Source organism: SAR324 cluster bacterium (assembly GCA_029245725.1).
Taxonomy (GTDB): domain Bacteria; phylum SAR324; class SAR324; order SAR324; family NAC60-12; genus JCVI-SCAAA005.
In genome coordinates, this window is the sequence record JAQWOT010000040.1 from 1 (window position 1) to 22062 (window position 22062).

Here is a 22062-nt window from a genome sequence, read left to right on the forward strand (position 1 = left end):
CTCAATTGCTTGAAAAGCTCTCTAGCCGTCTTGATCGATCTACTACCACAGACAAAGCCAAGCACTTTGCCAACAGTAGAATCCAGCGCTACCCAGATCCAGCATTTAGATTTTTTTTAGCGACAAAGCTGCAGAGTTCATCGACCTCAATGAAGGAGCAGGCCTTCGTCTTGGGTTGGTTGACTGGTAACTGCCCTGCGGCCTGGACAAGCCAGCGGGAGAGAGTTTTGTGATGCACCCCAAGAATTCTGCCAATGGCTCTGAGCCCCAGTCCTTCGAGGTATAGCTTTTGAGCCTGTTCTTTGAGGGCAGGATCCTTGCCTCTGCGCATTGTCTGAAAGGTTCGTCGACAAGCTTGGCAGCGGTAGCGTTGGGCCCCTCGATTCTTACCAAAGAGGATGTAGTCTGGATGAGCACAGTGAGGACATTGCATCGTTAGTTCTCCAAATCTCGGAGATTACTTCCTTTGTCCAAACTACGCAATTCCTCCAACACCAATTATAGAAAATTAAATAAAATTTAATTTTTTAGTAATTATGAAACCAAATCGTAGAGCAATCGATAATAAATATTTTTGTTATGATCGTATGGCACACCATATTCTTTAAGAAATAATTCTTCCCAGCCATCCCCTATATTCCAATTCAAGCTCCAGGTCGCAACTGCCAAGTCCCACCAAACGTCTGCAACACCAAGCTCTCCTAAGTCGACAAAACCTTGCAGCCTATTGTTGTCAAAAAGGATATTTGGAACACAGTAGTCTCCATGACAGACGACCTCCTTGGTTGAAGAAGGTTTTTGTTCCTTCAAGAAGCTCTGCGCTTCACCTAGGCTGAGATGTTGAAACTCAGGATGAAAATGCTTTTGGGGTTCAATTAATCCGAGTTGAACTCTCTTGGAAACATGCTCCAGCGCAGGCTCCAGTCGGAAATCAAAGGGACAGCTGGAGACGGGGGCGTGATTGTGAAAATGCCGTAAGGCCCTTGCAAGAAGTGATACCAACAACGCTGGGTTAGATTTTAGATCTGGTTCTGTTCCGTTGGTTCCTGCGATTCCTTCACTTAGTAACCACGCTGGATCATCATCCAGATCAAAATCTATGATCTTGGGGACTGGTAAAAAAGCTTTGGCCCAACGCAGACGCTCCAATTCATCTGCAATCGAAGGATAAGCATTCCTTTGAACCATTTTCAGATACTTCGTCGTACCGTTGGGGTGGCTCAGTCGATAAGTGCAAGCATGATCAAAAGGAGCCCAAGCTACCGTAGCGATCCAATTTGGCAAAGAGCTTTCTAAGTTCTTTGGGATAGGAAAAAATGTGCTTAATGTGGATTGGTGTTGCATTGCTTCATTCAGAGATCAATATAGTGTTCTGTTACAAAATTTCGTATTTGCGCAGCCCTAAAATTTTTCGAAAGTCACTTCTCCGATGAGTACCCTCCTGATAATTTCTAAGGATCTTCCTTGAGCAGTTCCTCAGTGGCTTCATGAAAACAGAGACAGAATTAGTGCTGGATCCCAGTCAGCATGAGATGGATCGTAACCACCGAATGCTGCTGTTAGTCAATGCAGGGCTTTTCATAGTAGTCGGCTCCATCATCAGTCGCTTACATGTTCTGCAAGCCTGGATGGATGTTAACTATGAAGAGTTTGCTTGGGTCCTGTTCTGTTTCAGCTGCGGTTCTATTTTGAGTAACCTAATCGTCGGCCGCCTGATTCCATTGTTTGGAGTGAAGAGGATGCTGATGTTCACGATGATCTGTATGATCGTCGCTCTGATTAGTTTTTTGGAAAAACCAGCATACACTACCTTGCTTGGACTTTGGATGCTGCTTAGTTTTGGTTTTGGAGGCAGCATGGTCGTGGTGATGTCCCAGGCAGGCATCGTTCAAGCCCGACAAGGCAAATCCTGGATGTCATTCTTTCAGGGGGTCAGTGGGATTGGGGTGATTGGAGGGATGGGAGTGGGCTTGCTCTCCAATTCAATGGCGTTCTCTGTTGATAGCCATTTCCCTCTCGTAGGCTTGGCAATGCTGACCCTCTTGATGATCACGCTCTTTGGCTACATTCCCTATGAAACTGAGCAGGACCAAGATGGGGCAAAGTTTAAGTTATCCACACCTTTAATCTTACTAGCATGCACAAACTTCGCTGTGATTCTTGCGATCAGCCAATTTCTCTCATGGTCGGGTGTGATGCTTCGGGATGAATTTCAGTTTTCTGATGACCTGGCAACTCTTGGTTCTTTTGGCTTTATCCTCACTGAAACAGGGATTCGCTTCTATGGAGATACCTTGAGCAAACGTTTTGGAAAGATCCCTTTGTTGATTAATACTGGCTTGCTCACCTGTATCTTTCTGTTCTCCATTTACCTAATTCAGCATCCAGTCTGGGCCTTGATCGGATTTGTCTGTGTCGGCCTGGCATCTGGAACCATCCAGCCGATTGTCTTTGGGCTTTCTGCGGAACAAAAAGGCAGTATTTCTCAAAACATGGCGTTTATTCTATTGTTCCAGTCAATCGCTTTTTTGGCTGGGCCGATGATCACTGGCTCGATTGCTCAGAATGTGGGACTCTTTCAAATCTATCTGTTCTGTAGCTGTGTTAGCGCATCGATTGTTCTGCTTGGTCTTTCCTTGGGTCGATTACAAAAGGTTCAAATTCCTAAAACTTAAAGATTTTCCAGTTTTTGAGTCCGATTCACTAAGGATTGCTTGCGGGCTGAGGTATCCTGATGACAATCATCAGTAAAGTGGCAACTAACAGGATTCCTGCCAAGCTCATAAAGGCCCAAGGCTTGGAGTAATCTGCTACCAAAGCAATTCCCCATATTCCACCGGCTACATACAGTCCAGAACCAAGGTTCATGATTGACAAAATCGTTGCATGCCGATGCACAGGAAAAGGTTTTAAAGTTTGATCAGTCAGCAATACTTGCTGTATTCCCACCACAGAAAGAATCCACAGAAAAAAGAATGCCACCATCCAGGCGTTGGCACTCAAACTCAGAAGAACATAGCCAACTCCCAGAAACAGGCAGGTGCTTGACAGAATTCGAGCAACTCCGAAGCGATTTGTACAACATGCACCTGCTTTAGGACCAGCACTTCGATCGCCATTCCAGTGGCAGTCAAGAGCTCAAGTAAGGCCACTTCACCCCCCCGATCTTCAAAAAAGGGCTGAATCATAATCAGCAGCAAAGCCTCAAAAGGCTGTGTTGCACAAAATAGCAGGATCATCAAAAACAGAGTTCCTGAGATTCCTGAGATGCAAGAGAATCCAACTCGATCAAGCCAAGTAAAATTTGAAGCTCTCTTCAGAGCTTTCCCACCCTCCTCCAGATGACTATTCTCAATATTAGGCAAGGAGAACATTCCCAGCAGTGCCAGACCCACACAAAAGAGGGTCAAGGCAATGAGGATATAACAACTTTCAGTTCTCCATATCCCCACGATCATTGTCCCTCCAAAGGCAATGAAATTTGCTGTGGACTTGGCAAAAACCAAAATAGCCGAGTACTTCACTGTAGCGTTCAGACTGTTTTTGTCGGTCTAGCAGTTCATGGAGATAGGCTTTGAGACAGCCAGAATGTAATGCCCAGTGAATACCTCCGATCAGAGAAGCCAAAGCGAAGTGAAAGAACTGGGTGCCTTGGAGGAAAATGATTTCTCCAACCAATTGTAGCAGCAGACCGATGACCAGTATCCTTTTCTTGGAAAGATGGTCCGCCAACAGTCCACCTGGAATCTCAAAAAACAGGTTGCTGAGCAGCAGAAGAATAGAAAGTTCAGAAATCTGAACAAGGTTTAGTCCCTTGTCTTGAAGATAAAGAACGTAGAAAGGCAGATAGAAGTAGAGATTGCTGAAAAGCAGGAGTAAAGCTTACTGGGCTGGTGCAGTAAAACCGAAGGGTATAAGATATTGATGGATTTGACTTAGGATTCGGGTTTTACCCATAAGACCACGTAGTCTCCGTGAGAAATATAACTGAACCAGTCTACAGTGCAGATCAGAGATTTTTTTGCGTCTTTGACTCGGATACGGAAAGTCGCTACGGTACTGTCACCCTTTGCTTCTATCACTGTATTCTCACCACCACCTTCTGGTTTGATATAACCAACACAGGTTTGAACAGCCCCATCAATGATGGATTTATCGATGCCTTTGGTCATCCAATAAGTGATGACGGCAAGCGCAAAGAGGAACAGCCCCAGAAAGGAGAAACGGGTGATAGTCACGAAAATGAGGTAAGATAAAGAAAATTTTGGAGGGATTATTCTCTTCGGAAATTCAATTCTAGGCGTACCCCGTTTGGGTCATGAATGAAGATTTGGCGTACCGGTGAGCTTGGTACATCCATTAACTTATAGTCTACGTTTTTTTGGTCTAGTCTTTCTTTCATTTCCTCATAACCTTCGGCAATCCAAGCAACGTGATCTATCGCTCCAGTTGGTCCAGGTTTAGAAGCAATTTCATTAAGATGGATCACTGGATGCCCACCGGCATAAAGCCATGCTCCTGGAAAATCAAATGGGGGACGGTCACCATTCTCCAATCCCAGCACATCTTCGTAAAAGTGAATGGTTTTTTTGAGTTGGTAGGTCTCGATATTTATATGGTCTAGTCCGGAAATCATTCAATTACCAAATTTGGGGGTTGGATTAAAATAACTCCTGTAAATTCCCTAGAGATGTTTTACCAGGAGACAGACCCGAGAAGGCGTTGGCCAAGTTCTGTTAATTTTGCTTTGGGGCCGAAGCATGCTTCTTGGTTTGAGCCTGGCATCCCACATTTTCTCGGACCTATACGCCTTTCAAAAGATTCGAGTCTAATCTGTAGCAATTCTTCTTCTTCTGGTTCAGCAGGGCACATTGATATGTACTGAGCATATCGTGGCTTGTTGGAGTGGTTAGGGCTGGTGCCATGAGCCATCCTACTGTCCCAAATCACCAAGTCTCCAGCTTTGCTTTCAAGGTTGATAACATCAAAGTCTAACTCATCTTTTTTGATAAGTCTTGATCGATTTTTCGGCTGGCATTCTAGCCAATTGTCTAACTGTTTGAAAAGATCAGGGACAATCTGAAGCCCTCCCATATCCGTATCATTGTCATTTAAACTTAGTACACCTTGAATATTACGAACATGATCTCTCTTGGCCAAATCAATGTCCCAGTGTAAAAAGCCGTCGTTTTGCCACCCTTCTCGATTGGGGAGATTCATATTTACTCGATCAATCGTTACCCAGAGTTCCTCAGTTCCCCATAAGTCTACAAATGCATCATAGAGTCGTGGAAACTGTCGATTATTCCACATTGCCTGATGATGATACAACTCTGTCATCCCATGAAGGGTTTTAAGAGTCAGATTTTTTTCTGACCTTGGTGACATGGCATACCAAGATTCTGGCTGTTCTCGTTTTACACCAAGGAACTTACATATGACTTCAATCAAATCTTCACATTGTCGCTTAGGAACCAACCCTGGGATTGCCAAATAACCATTTTTTTGCCAGCATTGCCATTCATCCCAACTCAAAATACGTAAATTCTTTTCATCAACATATTCTGGAAAAGAACGAGGTGTTTCGTAGCAAATCCCTGCATTGTAGCGACGTTCGTTAGCCATTGTACTTAAGACTTTTCAACCGACAGCAAACGTTTCTTCCACTCTTACAGGCTTTGGGCCGTTTGTAGAAAATAATTCATCTCCAGATTCCCTGAGCCTCGAACCATTTACAAGCAGTCCTGGACGGCCAACACTTTGTCCTTCTATTTGCTTATTTTCTGGATTTCGATAACCAACACGTACGAGTTTACGTGCTGAGGATGTCGTATTGATATATGAGCCATGAATTGTATTTAGATTGAAAAGTACAACGTCCCCCTTTTTTGCAGGAACAGGAACGGTATCTGTCAAAGAGAAATCATCTGTTGGAAGATGGGGAGTACAAGGTTTGCCATCTGGAAATTTTACAATGTGCTGAAGAGGACCTTGCTTATGGGAACCCTCTAAAAATCTTATTTCACCATTTTCATGGGAAGTATCATCTAGGTGTATCAAAGCATCGATGAAGCGTTCATCTTCATGCTTGTAAAAAGCCCAATCTTGGTGCATTGGAAAAGGATGGCCCGTTTGAGGAGGCTTGATGTGCATCGTGCTGTGATGAAGCTCTACATCTGGACCAATAAGATCAGAAATTATTGATACAAGATCAGTCTTTAAAACTGCGTGGAGCCAATTGCTGGAATAGTACTGCAAGTCATGCATTGCGATTAATTTGCTGCGGCTGTCCGTGACAGCATCCATGTAAGCTTCTCTCCAAGGGCCACTCCAACCAGGTGTATTTTCAGCCCAACTATCCATCATCCAAATAAGATCTGAGGTTAAGCTTTCAACTTCTTTTGCAGAAAAAATGTTGGGCAAATGAAGGTAACCTTTCTCCCAGAAAAATTTGTAGTGATTCATGCTTTTCACTCCAGTTTGATTATTTGGTGCTAGAAGATCTACTCGGTTGGATTGGTAAAATTCCTAGGTATTGTTTACAGTAGCACCTCTTTCCCTGTTGTCTCACTCAAGTACACAGCATTCAAAATTTTCAAGACCTGAAGGGAATGTTCGGCTGGTACTGGAACAGGGTGATCGTTGATAATAGCCTCCGAAAATTCGATACATTCTTGTGCATGGGCCTCTACACTTCTAGTTAGTGGCTTCAATGTACTGTTTGAGTGTGATTTGGAGTTTGGGTCTGAAGTGAGTTTTTCAAGGCTAGGCCAATGAAGCCCACCTTTTTTCCCATAAAGCCAAACCTGCATATCTTCAAATTCACCAGCTTCATGATGAAGCATCCATGATACCTCCAGCAACAACACTGCTCCATTTTCAAAACGGACAAATGCTGCTGCTAATTCCTCAACATCCATCAGATCATGATTGTAAACACCCATTTTGCTAAATGCATTATGATCTTTAGCTAGTTCAGTCCTTGCTACGCCAGTAACAGATTTTGGTTCTGGGTTGCCCATGAACCAAAGAGTCAGATCAAGAATATGGACCCCAATATCTATACATGCACCCCCTCCAGAATGCTTTTTCATCAAAAATCCATCACGGACTGGCAGTGCATTTCTTCGCAGCATCCATGATCTTGCGTGGTAAATTGGCCCTATAGAATTAGCCTGATCCTTAATGAGTTTTGAACCATCTTTGAATCGAAAATGCTGAGCACACATTAGTTTCTTCCCACTACGATCTCTTGCCTCAATCATTTTTTCTATTTCAGAAGCAGTGGGAGCAAGAGGTTTTTCGCAAATGACATGTTTACCTGCGTTTAGAGCAGCAACTGTTAAATCACAGTGATAAGAGTTTGGTGTACAAACGTCAATGATATCAATTTCAGTATCATTGATAAGTTCGATTGGGTCTTGGTAAAGTTTTGAAATATCATGATCCTTGCCCCACTTTTCAAGGGCCTCAGCATTGATGTCTGACGAGGCTATAACTTCTGTGTGTGGACTTTGTTTCCAGCCTGGCATGTGTGTGCGAGCAATACCACCCACTCCGATAACACCAACCCTCAGATTTTTCATATTTTCTCAAATTATTAGTTATACGGTTTAACATTAACCCACTTACGAGTCTCAGCAGCTTCATAGATGGCTTCCATAACTGTACTTCTATAAGCAGCTTCTTTAGGAGTTACTAAATTAGTTTTCTCACCACTATGGACAGAATCTAGGAACAACTCAAAAGCATGTGGTAGCCTCGCAGGCACATCTTTGAAAGGTGTGTTAGCGTTTGCATTTTTGATATCATCGCTGACTAAGTACAAATCATCTTTAATGATGTAAGCATAAGCTTTTGTTCCACTCACTTCAGCAGTCAATGGCATGGCAAGGTCGACCCAACCAGCTGCAATACTCGCAACAACACCACTCTTGAATTTGAGCAGAGCTTCACCACTCTCATCACAATTAGGATATCTTCCAAGCGGGCTTGAAAAAGTAGCAGCTACTGCTTCTAAATCATTCATAAACCAAAGAAGTATATCAAGAACATGAGTTCCTAAATCACCGAAAGCACCAACCCCAGCTTGTTCCATATCTGTCATCCAAAGCCATCCCTCGAAACCTTCCTTTAAATTTTTAGCATGATAATTGTTAAGCCGGATTCTACTTATTGAACCAAAAGAATTTGAATCAATAAGTTGTTTAATTTTCCTGTAGGCTGATTTGCTGCGATTGAAATAGCCCGTTTGAAACATCACACCCGACTCAGTCAATGCTCTTTCCATTCTCTCAGAGTCAGCTTTGCCCATACCTAACGGTTTTTCAACAAAACAGTGTTTGCCTGCCTTAGCCACTTTATCCAAGATTTGTTCATGCCGATTTGTTTCAGCGCAAACAATTACAGCGTCTAGTGATTCTAATTCAAGAAGTTCATCAACTGAAGAACAAATATGACAACCAAACTTTTGTGCATTTGAATTTGCTCTTTCTGAATCATGATCCCATACACCTATGACATTAAAATCATTTCTGGCCAATAATCTTCTTACGAAATCAGGAGTGTGTATGTGAGCAGCACCTATAAAGGCTATTTTTTTCACTTTTTTCCTCAAAAAGACGGTTATTATTTATTTGAAGCAACCAGTTTCTGCATTCCTGACCAGTCCGCCCACATGTCACAAATACCTTCTTTTGATCGCTCCCACGAATTTTCATCTGATCCTAAATCTAGCCATTCTCCTAACAGACCTCTATCCGGATGATCTGTGTAACCATCTGCAACAATATTGGGCTGTCTGGTTTTGTTCCTGATTCGAAATATTACCGTTTTCCTGGACTCAAGACCATTTTCATTTCTTGTCCCAGTATGAGGCAAATGAAAGGTGCTAATACAAGCATCTCCTGGTTCCATCAATATTGGTATGGGTTTTGGCCACTGCCTCCCGTCTGGTGTTTTTTCTGAAGAACTATCCAGGAAATAAGCTTGGACAGCATCAGGAAGATACTTTATTCCACATCTGTTGGGGGCATTATAATCAAGCCTTGGCCAATCTGGACCCTCTGGCCCAATCTGACCAGTTTGGTCTCTCTGCCAACGGAAAAATTCCTCTGTTTTATGATGCGCCCCTGGTAAAACCGCAGTTTGGCCCCACCCTTCCTCTGTCTGGGGAGAAAGACAAACACAAATAAGAGCTGTAAAGCTACCCAGACTTAGTGTTTTCTCTGGATCTTGAAACAGAGGAACCAAATTATGCCCAATTACCTCAGCACTGTGGCCAAGATCTCCTTTTGGTCCTGAACGTATATATTTTTCATATATTTGTTTGTAACTGCCCGTTTGAGTATCCTGTGGGACATTAATCGAACACAAACCGTCCATGTGAAGAAATGAACCAAAGTAAGGAGTGTCTTTGTCTCTGTAGCCTATGTTATTGATTTTACTGCTTGGGACGGTCTGTTCCTTGACAGCCACATGACAGGAGGTGGGTGGATCGAAAGGACCTACGACTTCATCAAGGATTGATTTGAGATGAGATCTGTTTATCAGATCTGTCATTCTTCGATCATAGCCCAAACGCTTGTCAAATTTGTGATCGTGCGTTTTTAATGCGTCTAGTGCTCCTGAGAGGATTTTGTGAGGAATAACATTTTTCAGAGTTACGTATCCATCTCTGTAGAAGGTTTGTTTTTCCTTAAAACTAAGAATTCTTTCGTATTCCATGTTCCCTCTATTATGATAAGAACAATTGAAACCAGAAGAAACTGGCTAAGAGAGTTTGTTGTGTAAACTTGGTGTTTACTTAATCATATAGGTGGCATGAAACATTGTGTTGTGAACCCACAGCTAGAGGTTTGAGAATCGGTGCCTTTGAAACGCACAAATCTGTCTTTTGGGGACAACGACCTATATAGCGACAACCAATTGCATCACTAAATCGGGTCTCTTCCTCATCTGGTACATCAATATTTTCTCCCCAATTTTCATCGGGATCTGGCGCAGGTACAGAATCAATTAATAGCTGAACATAAGGATGCTTGGGCTGATCAATAACTGCCACTGTATCCCCTGATTCCACAACGTTTCCTTGGTACATAATAAAAATCCGATCACCAATTTGGTAGGCGGTGCTGAGGTCATGAGTAATGTAAAGAAAGGAGATCCCTTGCTGGTCCCTCATCTTTAGCATAACATCTAAGATGGCAGCTCTTAGTGAAGCATCAACCATCGAAACTGGTTCATCTGCGACGATAATGCGAGGTTTAATCATATAGGCTCGAGCCATCATCATTCTTTGACGCTGACCTCCACTAAGTTGATGAGGATATTTCTCCAAAACCTCTTCTCCTCTTAGTCCGACAACGTTCAGAGCCTCTTCAATCAAGTCACGACCTGCTTGCTTGCCTTTTGCCAACTTGAAGTGATGTATAGCCATCTTGAAGATATGATGGATACGGTAAAATGGGTTGTAAACGCCAAAAGGATCCTGGAAAACTGCTTGAACACTTTTGCGGTAATCAAATAGCTCAGCCGAAGACATTTTATCAACATCCTTTCCTCGGAATCGGATTGAACCACTGGAAAGTGAGGTGAAACCTAAAACCAGATTCGCTATAGTGGATTTCCCACTTCCACTCTCACCTGCAATCGTTGTAATTGATGCTGGTGAGGCGTCTAGATTCATCGAAAATTGATTTAATGCGCAAAGCTGCTTTTCTTTACCAAACAGGCCTCCTGATATCTTGTAGAGTTTAGTGGCATTTTCAATTTCAAGCAGCGACATGGTCTTCATCCTCAATAAGATGGCAAGCTACCTGATGACCTTCTTTTAGATTTCGCCATAAAGGTGATTTTGTGCGACAGGTTTCATTAGCTAAAGGGCAGCGCAGTTGATAGATGCAGCCAGGTGGAGGGTTGCGTGGATCATGTGTAATTCCTTCAACTAATTTCAGTGGCTTTCGTTCTTTCAGTGATGGAATTGAATCAATCAAGACTTTAGAGTAAGGGTGGCGAGGATTACTGAAGAATTCTTTGATGGGAGATATTTCAACAATATTGCCTGCATACATAACAGCTATTCGATCAACCATTTGAGCCATTAAGCCCATATCATGACCAATCATGACCATAGAAACTCCCATCTCACGCTGCACATTTTTTAACGTTTGGGCAACGATGCGTTGCACAACAACATCTAATGCACTTGTAGACTCATCGGCAATTACAAGACTGGGATTTAGTGCAATTCCAATTGCTATACACACCCGCTGTTTCATCCCTCCTGATAGCTCATGTGGAAACATTTTAACTACCCTAAGTGGCAGTCCAACTTTACGGAGCAGCCCATCGATTCTGTGGCTTAAATCAGTACTTTTAATTGATTTTTCATGAGTTACTATTAAATCTTTAATTTGCGCACCAATGTTCATTGTTGGATTCAATGAGTTCATTGCTCCTTGAGGGATTAAAGACAATTTAGTTGCTCTAATTTTTCTAAATTCTTCTTCGTTTAATTGACTTACAGTTATACCATCAACATCAATTTTACCGTCAACTATTTTACCTGGATGTTGAACAAGTCTTAGTATTCCATATGCGGCAGTTGATTTACCACAACCTGATTCTCCAACTACACCCAAGCACTCTCCTCTATAGACATCAAAGCTTACTCCATCCACCGCTTTGACATCTCCAGTAGGAGTCTCATAATGAACTTTGAGGTCTTTAACTTGGAGAGTTTTTTCAGTATTATTAACCATAATTAAGAGGCTTTTCGGAGGCGAGGATTTGACACTTCGTCAAGACCGACATTGATCATTAATAGACCCATAAATATTACAATCAAGGTTAGTGTCGGAAGTCCCCACCACCACCACATGTCTCTAAGAATAGCAGCGGCTTCAAGGGAGAAAAAAATTGTCACACCCAAAGTAGGCATTCTTGTTGGGCCAAGGCCTAAAACCTCCAAACCAATAGCTGTCAAAATCGCTCCAGATGTGTTTCCTATGAAACTTGCTGCGAGGTAGGGAATAAGATTAGGTAACATTTCTTTGAACATTATATCTCGTTCAGGTGCTCCTGATAACTTTGCCATTTTAACATAACCACTTTCTCTCATCGTAAGCACTTGTGCTCTAATATATCTGGTGGGTCCTGGCCAAGCAAATAAAGCGATCATCGCAGCCATTGTATTTACTTCAACTCTAAAAAGTGATTGAACAACAATTAGAACTGCTAATGCAGGTATTGTGGTAGTAGTGTCCGCCATCAAACGAACAAAATCATCCCACAAACCACCATAGAATCCTGAGGTAAATCCTAAAATAATACCGATCAACATTCCGATACCAGCAGCTATAAACCCTATACTCATTGTAGCTGGAGTTCCAACTAACATGACTGCGAGCATGTCTCTACCAGAATTTGTCGTCCCCAAAGGGTGTTCAATCACACCCTCCTGTTTCCTCATATTTTCAAAGCCATAAGGGGGTAAGTTGAGTGGTGCACTGCGCGTTGCAGCCAACTCAGTATCCCAAAAAATGTTTCCGATCAGAGTAGATGATAATAAAAGACCAATTACTAATGCCCCACACACAAGTGGCGTATTCAACCATGGATTGCTGATACTTTTTCTATTTAGCATTTTAATTTTTCTGAAATGTAATGCGAGGATCAATCAAAGGATAAATTAAATCTAAAATTAAAACAGAAGTGGCGGTAATTAGAATTAGAATGAAAGAAGTTCCTTGAATCACCGTATAGTCAACATCTTTAATTGCATTTACAATTATGCTTCCCATACCTCGATAAGCGAACGCTGCTTCAACTAATATTTGACCTGCTACTATTGTTCCGATGGTGAATGCAAGTGCTGTAACTTGAGGTAAAATTGCATTTCTGACTTGATATCTGTATAGTAAATAAAATGGCTTTAGCCCTTTTGCCTGACCAAAAGTCATGTAATCTTCTCCCTCTACAGTTACCATCATACCCCTCATCCCAATCGTCCAAAAACCAAATGTAACCAAAACTACAGAAAGCGCAGGGAGTGTTCCGTAGTAAATTACACTGCTAAAGAATTCAATTGTCCAAGCTGGTTCTAAACCACGCTCATAAGAGCCAGTAAATGGAAATATATCAAAATTAAAAGCAAAAATATAAATTAGAATTAGAGCACACAAAATACCAGGTATAGATGTAAAAATCATTGAGGCTGAAATCGCAATTTTTGCATATATTGGTGTTTTCTTCCAAGATAATAAAGCACCAAATAAATTTCCAATAAAGAAATATAATACTAATGAAATTGACATTAATCCAATTGACCAAGGAAGCGCTCGTCCAACAATTTCTTTAACTGGAGTTGGAAACATAGCAAGTGAAACTCCTAAGTCTAATGAGACTAATCCACTTAAGTAACGCCCGTATTGAACATAAATTGGATCATTGAGACCGAATCTTTCTTTAAACCCTTCAACAATTTTCTCTGAATTTTCGACATATCCTGCACTTTCACTCATTCTGGAAATCATTGACTGTATTGGATCTCCGGGAGCTAATCTTGGAATAATAAAAATGACACTGGATGCCAGCCATACTGTCATTAAAAAAATTCCAAATCTTCTCAATGCGTACGAAAGTGTAAGACCACCCATAGATCCATTTCTAGAATTAAAAGCCAGGCCCTAAGACCTGACTCAAGTTTATAATTAATTAGCCGGCTTCAGATTATGAATAATCTGGTGCGTGCTTTGCCACCATGTCGCCGGGTGGTTGTAATTATTTTCAGCAGTCGGCCAACCAGTCCAGTATGTAGTATCAAACGGAATAAGTTTGCGCGCCTGTGTGATCGGTATGAACGGCAGCTCTTCGTACCATAAGCGGTAGGCATCTACAACCATGTCGACCATTCCAGGTGCATTCAATGGCATGGCTCCCATTTTATCTACAATCTGAGTAAACTCCTTACTCTTTGCAGTATCCCAGCGTACATAATTATTACCACCCGGAGAAGTGGTACCTACAGGCTTTAGATATTTTGCTGTAAAGCGGTTTAATGAAGCGTAAGGCTCATTAATGGAACCACAAGAGTGCCAGTCCATTGAACCCATAAAATTACCAGTATATCTGTCATTATCCCATGTTGCTCCTGCAATCGGACGATGCTCTGCCTTGATGCCAGCATCAAGGAACTGCTCTACGACGACATCAGCAATTCGACGCTTTTCGATAAAGCCTTCGTGGGTTTTAATAACGAATTCTAAAGTCTTGCCACCTTTCTGGTAAAAACCATCCGAACCTTTTGTCCAGCCTTTAGATTCAATTATCTTTTGGGCAATGTGTGGACTCGCATTGAGGCGCATGCCCATCCCAGCTGCTACTACTGCATCAATGTAGGGAAATAATCCGCCATAATGTACGAACAGGGTCATTGATGGAATGGTTGTTCCCTCATATGCAACGCGAACAATTTCCTCTCGGTCAATGATATAATTTAGTGCCCATCGCATTGCAGGATCATCCCAAGGCTCTGCTTGAGTATTAATTGAAAGTTGGCGTGCACATGGGTCTAACCAACTGTAGGGTAGTTCACTAAACCAAGCTTGCATATTATCATTTCGCGCCTGCATTGCCTCAAAAGCACCCAGGGTAACATCCATGACGCTGTCTAATTCACCCTTTGCAGCCAGCATAGAACGATTCTCCTCGGTCGAAGTGACCGCCCAAATTAATCTCTCCGGAGCCGGAAGTGGTAAGCCTTGACTTACACCCCACCAGTTGTCATTTCGATCGTAAATGAACTCTGTTTCAGATGCACTCTTGAGAGTGTAAGCACCTGAACCCAAGGGCCACCCCTTCTCTTTATCATAAAACTTGAATGTGAACGGGTCTTGCCCATTCCAAACATGTTCTGGAATGATGATGACTCCACCATAAATTTTTACAGAGAAGTAATCTAATTGGAAACGAGCATTGGGCTCTGTCAGGTTAAAAACTACAGTATGCTTATCCTGTTTTTTAACAGACTTTACCCATTGTTGCATTGAAGCAGCATCACGTAAAGATTGCGTACTGTCATCAAGTAACATTTGAATGGTGTAAACAACATCATCTGCGTCTAAATCTTCTCCATCAGACCATTTGATGCCTTTCTTAAGTTTTAATGTCCAAACATCAAGTGAGCTGTTTGAAGTAAAGCTTTCGCCGAGCCAAGGGTCAATTTCACCAGTTTCATAATTAAGTATGAACAATGGTTCAAAGACCGCTTGGTGAATCCCATTACTTCTTGTGGTACCCGGGACTAAATTATTGAAATTGTACGGCTGTGCTACCTTACCACCGTCAATGTCAAAAACTACTGTTTTATTTCTGGCCTTACTGTGACCACCAGCGTGCAACCCACTGACTGCAATCGCAGCCACACTCAATGCCACTAATGCTAGTTTTTTAAACATATCGACCTCACATAGGAAGTTGAAATAAGTTCGTTATGAAAGATGATCCAAGAGTTCATTTCATAGGCATCCTTTTGAAAGGGGTTAGGAGGATTGGGTGATTTTGAAAGTCATAATCTCAAATGGTTTGAGGGTCAATTTCAATTCTCCTCCAACAGCTTCACCGGAGTCGTTCCACTCCATCAAGTCTGTGGATTTAAGATTTTGATTGGAATCAGTCAAGCGAATGGTTGCCTCGCTTTTCCTGCCCTTTCTCTCAACAACACGAAGAACAAGGCAATTTTCTTTTTCCGCTTTCTTGAGCACCTCTAGTCCTACATCTGAACTTTCCACAATTACAGGAGGTTGAATTGGTGAAATCGGTTTGCCTTGGATGGACAAAGGAGCTTGATTTAGCTGTTGGGCCTGTTCAATAACATCGGATTGCTGGAAGGGGCTGTTGTGTGGATAGAGCACATAACAGAACTGATGGTTTCCTAAATCTGCATCAGGATCAGGGTGCGTTGGAGCCCGAAGGAGATGAAGATCCAGAATGTTTTCATGAAGCTTGTGTCCGTACTTACAGTCGTTTAGTAGGGCTACTCCCTTCTGGTGGTCTGACAAATCAACATATTTCTGGGCAGCTACTTCAAAACGTGCCATGTCCCATGTTGTATTTCGATGGGTGGGACGCTGAACATGTCCATACTGGATATCGCAGGTTGCGTAGTCCGTCTGCACATTGACAGGAAATGAAGTCCGGAGCATTCGATGACACTCCTGCCAGTCAACTTTTGTGTCAAATTCCAACGCCTTGGAATTGGTTTGTAAGGTGATCCTCTGGTCAATCCTTGAATTGCCAATTTTTAATTTGAAGAGCAGAGATTGGCTAACTGGACCTGCTCCAAGAGATTGCCACGCATGACTTTCAGCTGTCTCTACGACCATATCTTCATAAGAAATATCAATCTCCCAAGCATCCCAGTTGTGAGGTCGGTCCTCATACAACGTTAGTACATTGCCAACTGCTCCATCTGCCAAAATGGATTCACCCGTCTCCAAGTCCAGCGCGGCAACCAGTTGTGCGTGTTGATTGAATTCGTAACGTACCAACTGGTTTTCAAGAATCAGTGCATCAGCTTTCTTGGTTTGCTGGGTTGCATTACTTAATCGGAGAGTTTTAATTTCCTGAGGTGCAAGCCTCACAAGGGCTGAAAGCTTGCCATCCGTATCCTGCTGAACAGGATGGTCATTACCATCCTCATCCTGGAGTCCTCCTTTCCAATTTTCAGGTAATTCAATCTGACGTTCATATGCTACATTCAGTGTGTTGATCAGGGTGATTGCGTACTTGTCTTGATCGAATAGCTGTTCCGCAGATTCACTTCTCAAGCGTTCACATGTTTCAAGGGCATCTTGATGCTCTCGTTCGGTGACCTCATAGACCCAATGGATACTTGAACCAGGTAGGATGTCGTGAAACTGATTGATCAGCAGAGTTTTCCAAATCTTGTCCAATTCCTGCTGGGGGTAGTCTTTGAGTGAACCCAATGATAGGAGATATTCCGTAGCTCTGAGACTCTGCTCAAGCATTCGATTATTGCGCTTGGTTCTCGCTTGCGTAGTTAGGGTACCCCGATGCAATTCCAGATAGAGTTCTCCACTCCAAACAGGGAGCTCTTCTGTTTTTTCAGAAATTCGCTCAAAGAACTGATCTGCTCGTCCAAAACTGACCCTAGGCACTCCCTCAAGATTTTTTTGTCGTAAACCACGCTCAATCATTTCGGCAGTCGGACCACCTCCCCCGTCTCCTACTCCGAAGAGGCACATCATTTCGTCAAGTACCCCTTTCTCAACAAAATTTCGCTCGGTTTTTTGTAAATCGTAGGGTTGAAGCTGGCTGTTGTAAGTGTCTTCAGGCGGAAAATGAGTAAGGACTTCTGTTCCATCAATTCCACGCCATAGGAAGGTAGAGTACGGGAAACGATTAAACTGGCTCCAGCTCATCTTTTGTGTGAGGAAGTGTTCTAAGCCACCTAGCTTGAGAATCTGTGGCATGGATGCGGAGTAGCCAAAAACGTCAGGGATCCAACAGTTATTTACATCTACCCCAAACTCATCCATGTAGAAGTTCTTGCCATGAAGAATCTGGCGAACCATGGATTCGCCACTGATCAGGTTACAGTCCGGTTCGATCCACATTCCTCCTTGCAGTTCCCAGCGACCTCCGGCGACTGCTTCTCGAATTTTCTCATAAAGTTCAGGGTAGTGATCTTTGACAAATTGATAATGCTGTGGTTGGGAAGCCCCGAAAACATATTCGGGGTATGTCTCCATCAGATCCAATTGGCTGGCGAAGGTGCGAGCAGATTTTCGGATAGTTTCTCGAACCGGCCAAAGCCAACCGGTGTCGATGTGAGCATGGCCAACAGCGTTGATTGTGGGTGCACTCGCATTAGCAGATTGTTGTAAGAGAGGCTGCAGCATTTCCCGGCACTGTCCAACGTTCGCTTCAGCATCCTTGAAAATATTGGTAACCTTGACCAGCCCTTCTAAAATACGAGCATACCTTGTACTACTGTCAGGCACAGAATCCAAGAGTCCATTCAACACCTCCATATCCAGCCAGAAATCATAGAGATCACGCTTGAATCGGGCGAGCCTCATACGATTGACAATACCCCGGTAACTGCCATGCCGACTGATTGTGTCTCCTGGTCGTAGAGTAGCTGCCGTGGAGGCAACTTGATTTCCAGAAGCTTCGATAGTGTTTTTGCCACGTTCAGGATCACGTGGTCGATGGATGCCCATAATTGAATTGGCAGCTGCCTCTACCCAAAGTTCTATTTGGGGATTTTTCAGAACTGGTGCAGCAAGCCTAAAATTGTGGCGGGTGATTCTTCCAAAGACACTTCCATTCGTGAGCCCTTGAAGTGGAATACCTTCTGGCGAAAAGACGAGGGCTTCTCCGTTGAAATCAAGGTGGGCAACCACTTCACCATTTGCCCAATCCTCTGGGATCTTCCCCAACAGGTGAAACCAAGCACTGTCCCAAGTTTGGCCCCACTCTTCTCCCTCTTGGATGGCCTGATACTCAAGGTCTAGACGTTGTTGAAAGGGTATAGGGTCCTTACTCTTTGCGAAACGCCCCTCCAGGATTACATGGTCTGCAAGAATCCTCTGCTCCAGACGATCCATAAATTGCTGCACTTTAGCGCGGTAAAGCTTTCTTTGGACTTCTAGAATCAAATTTCCTCTTTCATTTTGCAAACGTTTGTATTTAAATAATGACGAACACTATGAATTCATGTGATATTTGTCAAGAAGAAATTATCAGTTTATCAGAAAAGCTTAAGTAGAGATTTATATGGTACTCGAGTATTTATTGGGATCTTAAAGCTCGGGTTTTGTATTTTAGAAATTAACAGGGAGCAAGCCTGATGAGCCATCTGATTGAAATCTTGTTGGCAAATAAAAACTTCTAAAAACGGTGTTGTGTTTCCCAACCACTGATCAAAAACCCCGATAAGTAGTTCCCGATTTTCCAGTTCTTGAGCCCTTTTCTTAAGAAATTTCTTAACACGAACTTCACTACTTGCTAAGATCGCGACTTTTTTTCCAGGTAAAATTTGATCGTTGGAATTGCCAAACAATGATTGATGAGATGGATGTTTAACTTTCAATAAGTTCAAAAGGGCTTGCTGGCGAGAATATTCAACCATGTTTTGACTCGGTGAAAACAAATCCACAACCAGATCAGGCGAGGAAAAGAGGAGATTTTCAAGAAGTGCTGAGATCGCTGAAATGTGGTTTGTGGTAACGATTGGCAACTTAGTCTCTCTTTCAAATCGATCCAGGAAAATTGCTGGGAAGGATCTTTGTTGGAGATCATCGATCAATTGGCCACGTTTTTTGAAAGAGTTAAAGTTGTGCGAACCAACAACTAGAGCCCCATCTGTAATTCCAAAATGAAGTCTGCGGAGGAGGTGTTCATACCGATCCTCGTCGTTATGATAGAGGATGACGGATAAATCAAATCCGGCCTGTGCTAGTTCATGACTGCAATGGGTGGCCAGTTGAGCAGTTAGGGGGTTAAAGAGATCGGCAATCAAAAACCAAATGGTATTGGTCTTACCTCCTTTGAGTGATTGCGCCGCCCAATTGGGGGTGTAGCCCATGCGACTTGCCGTATCATGAATTTTTTTTCGGGTGTCGGCTTTAACTCTAGGATCATCTTTAAGAGCCCGAGACACGGTTGAGACATTGACACTACACACTTCGGCGATTTCTTTAAGTCTGATCATTGAAAAAATTAGCTTTTTACATTTTAAGAGCGTTTTGAGTTGAAATAGGAACATCTCAGAAAAGCGGAGGCTTTTACAAGTCGAACAAAATTATTATTGCTGAAAAGACAATCTCTGATCCACTTCTTTCTGAAAAGAGGAAAAACATGACGCCCAAAGACTACACCTTTTATCCCTCTAAGACAGATGCACCAGAATTTCTAACTCAAGATCAGATAGAGCACTTCAACCAATTTGGTTTCATTAGTCCCCTGCCAGGATTCTCGGCTGAAGAAATTGGGAAACAGCGAAAATATTTTGATCAATTGCTTCAACAGCTTGCTGAGTCTCCTGACAAGGGAGATACTCATTTTGGCGGTGCTGATAAAAAAGATTCAGTGCAGTATTCTCTGAATTGTTATCACACTAAATTGCGTGGGATCTGGGAGACGATGTATGAAGACACACTTTTGAGGGGAGTTCGGGATTTGATAGGGGATGATGTAGTGGCTTGGGCAACGCACTATTTCTGCAAATTACCCGGAGATGGTAAGGCCGTTTCTTTTCATCAAGATGCCTCCTACTGGGAGCTTACTCCTGCTAAGACCGTGACGGTATGGCTAGCCTTGGATGACACGGATGAAGAAAACGGAGCAATGCAGTTCCTCCCAGGAAGTCACAGAGTTGGTCATATTCCTTGGAAAGAAAGCTCAGCGGAATCTGTGTTAAATCAGCAAATTGAAGATATTTCGGTGTTTGAAAAACCATTTTCAAATAACCTCAAAGCTGGGGAGTTTTCCCTTCATTCCTCACTGCTGGTGCATGGCTCGCCCAAAAATCAGTCACCACGACGCAGGTGTGGACTGACGATTCGCTATGCTCCACAAGAGGTAGTTCCACTGAGTTCCAACTACTCCAAAATGTCTTATTTCGTTTCCGGCAACATAACTGCACCTCACTGGCAGGACAATTCACCACCTGCTGAATATTTCTTGTGAAATTATCTTATTTTCAACGCATGCAGAAAATCTGATGTCTCCACGTATCAGTATGATCACTTTAGGAGTCCGAGACCTCGAAGTAGCCACCAACTTTTATGAGCAAGGCTTGGGATTTCCGAGAAAAAAGTCCTCTCCAGATATCGCCTTTTTCACTTTGAATGGGACTTGGCTAGCTCTCTACAACCGGGATGCTCTCGCGAGAGATGCCAGAGTTGATTCATCTGGAAATGGTTTTGGAGGATTTACCTTATCTCATAATGTTTCGACTAGGAAAGAGGTGGATCAGATCTTTTCTGATGCTGTGGCTGCAGGAGCTTCTCCTATGAAGAAGCCGCAACCAGCATCTTGGGGAGGATATAGCGGTTACTTTGAGGATTTAGATAGATATCTGTGGGAAGTAGCTTTCAACCCATTCACTTGGATTGGACCTGAGGATGAAAAAGCACAAATTATTGAATCCAAGTAGTAGCTTCACGAAAATTCGACCGGTACCGATTGACTCTGAGAAACTTATCCAAGCTCACAGATACCGTAATCAGATTCTGTGAAACAGATCGTACTGATAAATTTTTGACAGTCTAGGTTCGGTTTCCCTATAAATCAACCAACCCCTTGAGGTCCTGAGGCCATGCGTCCAGAACAAATTGCTCTGACTCTTTATACCCTCCGAGATCATTGTCAGGATGTCACTTCTCTCAGATCTACGCTCAAAAAAGTAAAAGAAATTGGGTATCCGGCGATTCAAATTTCAGGTGTTGGAGTTGAAGACCCAAAGATTATCCAAGAATTAGCAGAAGAGGTGGGACTAATAATTTGTGCTACCCACGAACCCTCGCATAAAATTTTGGAAGAACCAGCAGAGGTTGTGGAGAGATTGAATATGCTGGGTTGTACCCACACAGCTTTTCCTCATCCGGGTTCCTATACCATTGATTCAATGGAAGCTTGCTTGGTGTTGGCCAATAAGTTGGAAAGTGCGGGGAAAATCCTGCGTGATGGGGGGAAGCAGTTGTCCTACCACAATCACGAATTGGAGTTTGTTCGCTACGAACACAAATCTATCTTGGAATTGATTCTAACAAACACCGACTCGAAGTTCCTCAAAGCAGAGCTTGATACTTTCTGGGTTCAAAAAGGAGGAGAAGATCCCGTCGAATGGTGTCGAAAAATGCGGGGACGCTTGCCCTTGCTTCACCTCAAAGATTATGTGGTCACCTTAGACAGAGAGATTCTCTTTGGTGAAGTTGGGGCAGGGAGTTTGAACTGGGATGCCATCATTCGGGCAGCGGATGAGGCGGGCTGTCAATGGTTTATTGTGGAGCAGGACTCCAGCACCAGAGA

23 protein-coding genes are annotated in these 22062 nt (G+C 42.9%); 4 read left to right on the top strand and 19 right to left on the bottom strand.

The window, feature by feature from the left end; all coding sequences use genetic code 11:
• Positions 1 to 88: 88 nt before the first annotated feature.
• Both P8O70_01410 and P8O70_01415 read right to left on the bottom strand, forming a co-directional pair.
• Complete coding sequence (locus tag P8O70_01410) at positions 89 to 433, bottom strand: helix-turn-helix domain-containing protein (protein MDG2195541.1); 345 nt, start codon at positions 431 to 433, stop codon at positions 89 to 91.
• Positions 434 to 534: 101 nt separating this feature from the next.
• Positions 535 to 1284, bottom strand: a complete 750-nt coding sequence (locus tag P8O70_01415; protein MDG2195542.1) for an aminoglycoside 3'-phosphotransferase — start codon at positions 1282 to 1284, stop codon at positions 535 to 537.
• Between the two features lie 203 nt (positions 1285 to 1487).
• On the opposite strand from P8O70_01415, the gene P8O70_01420 reads away from it, so the two are divergent.
• Positions 1488 to 2675, top strand: coding sequence for an MFS transporter (locus tag P8O70_01420; protein MDG2195543.1), 1188 nt, complete (start codon positions 1488 to 1490; stop codon positions 2673 to 2675).
• Between the two features lie 28 nt (positions 2676 to 2703).
• Here P8O70_01420 and P8O70_01425 read toward each other — a convergent pair whose 3' ends face one another.
• The 17 genes from P8O70_01425 to P8O70_01505 form a co-directional block, all read right to left on the bottom strand.
• Complete coding sequence (locus P8O70_01425; protein MDG2195544.1) at positions 2704 to 3003, bottom strand: hypothetical protein; 300 nt, start codon at positions 3001 to 3003, stop codon at positions 2704 to 2706.
• A 2-nt stretch (positions 3004 to 3005) separates the two neighbouring features.
• Positions 3006 to 3458, bottom strand: a complete 453-nt coding sequence (locus tag P8O70_01430; GenBank protein MDG2195545.1) for a hypothetical protein — start codon at positions 3456 to 3458, stop codon at positions 3006 to 3008.
• Positions 3433 to 3732, bottom strand: coding sequence for a hypothetical protein (locus P8O70_01435; protein MDG2195546.1), 300 nt, complete (start codon positions 3730 to 3732; stop codon positions 3433 to 3435). Before P8O70_01435 ends, P8O70_01430 begins: the two co-directional genes overlap by 26 nt.
• A gap of 203 nt (positions 3733 to 3935) precedes the next feature.
• Positions 3936 to 4238 carry a hypothetical protein gene (locus P8O70_01440; protein ID MDG2195547.1) on the bottom strand — a complete coding sequence of 101 codons (303 nt, stop codon included), beginning with the start codon at positions 4236 to 4238 and terminating at the stop codon, positions 3936 to 3938.
• Between the two features lie 35 nt (positions 4239 to 4273).
• A complete protein-coding gene (locus P8O70_01445; GenBank protein MDG2195548.1) occupies positions 4274 to 4636 on the bottom strand; it encodes a VOC family protein in 363 nt (120 codons plus the stop codon).
• A gap of 59 nt (positions 4637 to 4695) precedes the next feature.
• The gene (locus tag P8O70_01450; GenBank protein MDG2195549.1) at positions 4696 to 5625 is read right to left on the bottom strand and encodes a phytanoyl-CoA dioxygenase family protein; all 930 of its coding nucleotides are present in this window, start codon (positions 5623 to 5625) and stop codon (positions 4696 to 4698) included.
• A 15-nt stretch (positions 5626 to 5640) separates the two neighbouring features.
• Positions 5641 to 6465: a phytanoyl-CoA dioxygenase family protein gene (locus P8O70_01455; protein MDG2195550.1), complete on the bottom strand. Its 825-nt coding sequence runs from the start codon at positions 6463 to 6465 to the stop codon at positions 5641 to 5643.
• A 74-nt stretch (positions 6466 to 6539) separates the two neighbouring features.
• Positions 6540 to 7586: a Gfo/Idh/MocA family oxidoreductase gene (locus P8O70_01460; protein MDG2195551.1), complete on the bottom strand. Its 1047-nt coding sequence runs from the start codon at positions 7584 to 7586 to the stop codon at positions 6540 to 6542.
• 14 nt (positions 7587 to 7600) lie between these two features.
• Positions 7601 to 8605 carry a Gfo/Idh/MocA family oxidoreductase gene (locus P8O70_01465; GenBank protein MDG2195552.1) on the bottom strand — a complete coding sequence of 335 codons (1005 nt, stop codon included), beginning with the start codon at positions 8603 to 8605 and terminating at the stop codon, positions 7601 to 7603.
• 23 nt (positions 8606 to 8628) lie between these two features.
• Positions 8629 to 9726 carry a hypothetical protein gene (locus P8O70_01470; protein ID MDG2195553.1) on the bottom strand — a complete coding sequence of 366 codons (1098 nt, stop codon included), beginning with the start codon at positions 9724 to 9726 and terminating at the stop codon, positions 8629 to 8631.
• A 79-nt stretch (positions 9727 to 9805) separates the two neighbouring features.
• Positions 9806 to 10786, bottom strand: coding sequence for an ABC transporter ATP-binding protein (locus P8O70_01475; GenBank protein MDG2195554.1), 981 nt, complete (start codon positions 10784 to 10786; stop codon positions 9806 to 9808).
• The gene (locus P8O70_01480) at positions 10773 to 11762 is read right to left on the bottom strand and encodes an ABC transporter ATP-binding protein (GenBank protein ID MDG2195555.1); all 990 of its coding nucleotides are present in this window, start codon (positions 11760 to 11762) and stop codon (positions 10773 to 10775) included. The genes P8O70_01475 and P8O70_01480 overlap by 14 nt, the downstream gene beginning before the upstream one ends.
• 2 nt (positions 11763 to 11764) lie before the next feature.
• On the bottom strand, positions 11765 to 12646 hold the full coding sequence (locus P8O70_01485; protein ID MDG2195556.1) for an ABC transporter permease: 882 nt from the start codon (positions 12644 to 12646) through the stop codon (positions 11765 to 11767).
• Position 12647: 1 nt separating this feature from the next.
• The gene (locus tag P8O70_01490) at positions 12648 to 13607 is read right to left on the bottom strand and encodes an ABC transporter permease (GenBank protein MDG2195557.1); all 960 of its coding nucleotides are present in this window, start codon (positions 13605 to 13607) and stop codon (positions 12648 to 12650) included.
• 105 nt (positions 13608 to 13712) lie between these two features.
• Positions 13713 to 15458 (bottom strand): ABC transporter substrate-binding protein, encoded by a 1746-nt coding sequence (locus P8O70_01495; protein MDG2195558.1) that lies wholly within the window; start codon positions 15456 to 15458, stop codon positions 13713 to 13715.
• Positions 15459 to 15542: 84 nt separating this feature from the next.
• Positions 15543 to 18686, bottom strand: coding sequence for a glycoside hydrolase family 38 C-terminal domain-containing protein (locus tag P8O70_01500; GenBank protein ID MDG2195559.1), 3144 nt, complete (start codon positions 18684 to 18686; stop codon positions 15543 to 15545).
• Positions 18687 to 18778: 92 nt separating this feature from the next.
• Entirely contained in the window at positions 18779 to 19741 is a 963-nt protein-coding gene (locus P8O70_01505) for a LacI family DNA-binding transcriptional regulator (GenBank protein MDG2195560.1), read from the bottom strand.
• Between the two features lie 146 nt (positions 19742 to 19887).
• Here P8O70_01505 and P8O70_01510 point away from each other — a divergent pair, with 146 nt between their 5' ends.
• The 3 genes from P8O70_01510 to P8O70_01520 form a co-directional block, all read left to right on the top strand.
• Positions 19888 to 20718 (top strand): phytanoyl-CoA dioxygenase family protein, encoded by an 831-nt coding sequence (locus P8O70_01510; GenBank protein ID MDG2195561.1) that lies wholly within the window; start codon positions 19888 to 19890, stop codon positions 20716 to 20718.
• 34 nt (positions 20719 to 20752) lie between these two features.
• Complete coding sequence (locus P8O70_01515; GenBank protein ID MDG2195562.1) at positions 20753 to 21187, top strand: VOC family protein; 435 nt, start codon at positions 20753 to 20755, stop codon at positions 21185 to 21187.
• A 162-nt stretch (positions 21188 to 21349) separates the two neighbouring features.
• Positions 21350 to 22062, top strand: a 713-nt coding sequence (locus P8O70_01520; protein MDG2195563.1) for a sugar phosphate isomerase/epimerase, incomplete at its 3' end; no start/stop codon positions are given.

Excerpts from the sequence above, each read along its gene's own strand:
- P8O70_01430 (MDG2195545.1), bottom strand. The coding sequence starts at position 3,458 with ATGATCGTGGGGATATGGAGAACTGAAAGTTGTTATATCCTCATTGCC.
- P8O70_01420 (MDG2195543.1), top strand. The coding sequence starts at position 1,488 with ATGAAAACAGAGACAGAATTAGTGCTGGATCCCAGTCAGCATGAGATG.
- P8O70_01475 (MDG2195554.1), bottom strand. The coding sequence starts at position 10,786 with ATGTCGCTGCTTGAAATTGAAAATGCCACTAAACTCTACAAGATATCA.
- P8O70_01445 (MDG2195548.1), bottom strand. The coding sequence starts at position 4,636 with ATGATTTCCGGACTAGACCATATAAATATCGAGACCTACCAACTCAAA.
- P8O70_01410 (MDG2195541.1), bottom strand. The coding sequence starts at position 433 with ATGCAATGTCCTCACTGTGCTCATCCAGACTACATCCTCTTTGGTAAG.
- P8O70_01450 (MDG2195549.1), bottom strand. The coding sequence starts at position 5,625 with ATGGCTAACGAACGTCGCTACAATGCAGGGATTTGCTACGAAACACCT.
- P8O70_01495 (MDG2195558.1), bottom strand. The coding sequence starts at position 15,458 with ATGTTTAAAAAACTAGCATTAGTGGCATTGAGTGTGGCTGCGATTGCA.
- P8O70_01505 (MDG2195560.1), bottom strand. The coding sequence starts at position 19,741 with ATGATCAGACTTAAAGAAATCGCCGAAGTGTGTAGTGTCAATGTCTCA.
- P8O70_01480 (MDG2195555.1), bottom strand. The coding sequence starts at position 11,762 with ATGGTTAATAATACTGAAAAAACTCTCCAAGTTAAAGACCTCAAAGTT.
- P8O70_01515 (MDG2195562.1), top strand. The coding sequence starts at position 20,753 with ATGTCTCCACGTATCAGTATGATCACTTTAGGAGTCCGAGACCTCGAA.
- P8O70_01455 (MDG2195550.1), bottom strand. The coding sequence starts at position 6,465 with ATGAATCACTACAAATTTTTCTGGGAGAAAGGTTACCTTCATTTGCCC.
- P8O70_01460 (MDG2195551.1), bottom strand. The coding sequence starts at position 7,586 with ATGAAAAATCTGAGGGTTGGTGTTATCGGAGTGGGTGGTATTGCTCGC.
- P8O70_01510 (MDG2195561.1), top strand. The coding sequence starts at position 19,888 with ATGACGCCCAAAGACTACACCTTTTATCCCTCTAAGACAGATGCACCA.
- P8O70_01470 (MDG2195553.1), bottom strand. The coding sequence starts at position 9,726 with ATGGAATACGAAAGAATTCTTAGTTTTAAGGAAAAACAAACCTTCTAC.
- P8O70_01485 (MDG2195556.1), bottom strand. The coding sequence starts at position 12,646 with ATGCTAAATAGAAAAAGTATCAGCAATCCATGGTTGAATACGCCACTT.
- P8O70_01490 (MDG2195557.1), bottom strand. The coding sequence starts at position 13,607 with ATGACAGTATGGCTGGCATCCAGTGTCATTTTTATTATTCCAAGATTA.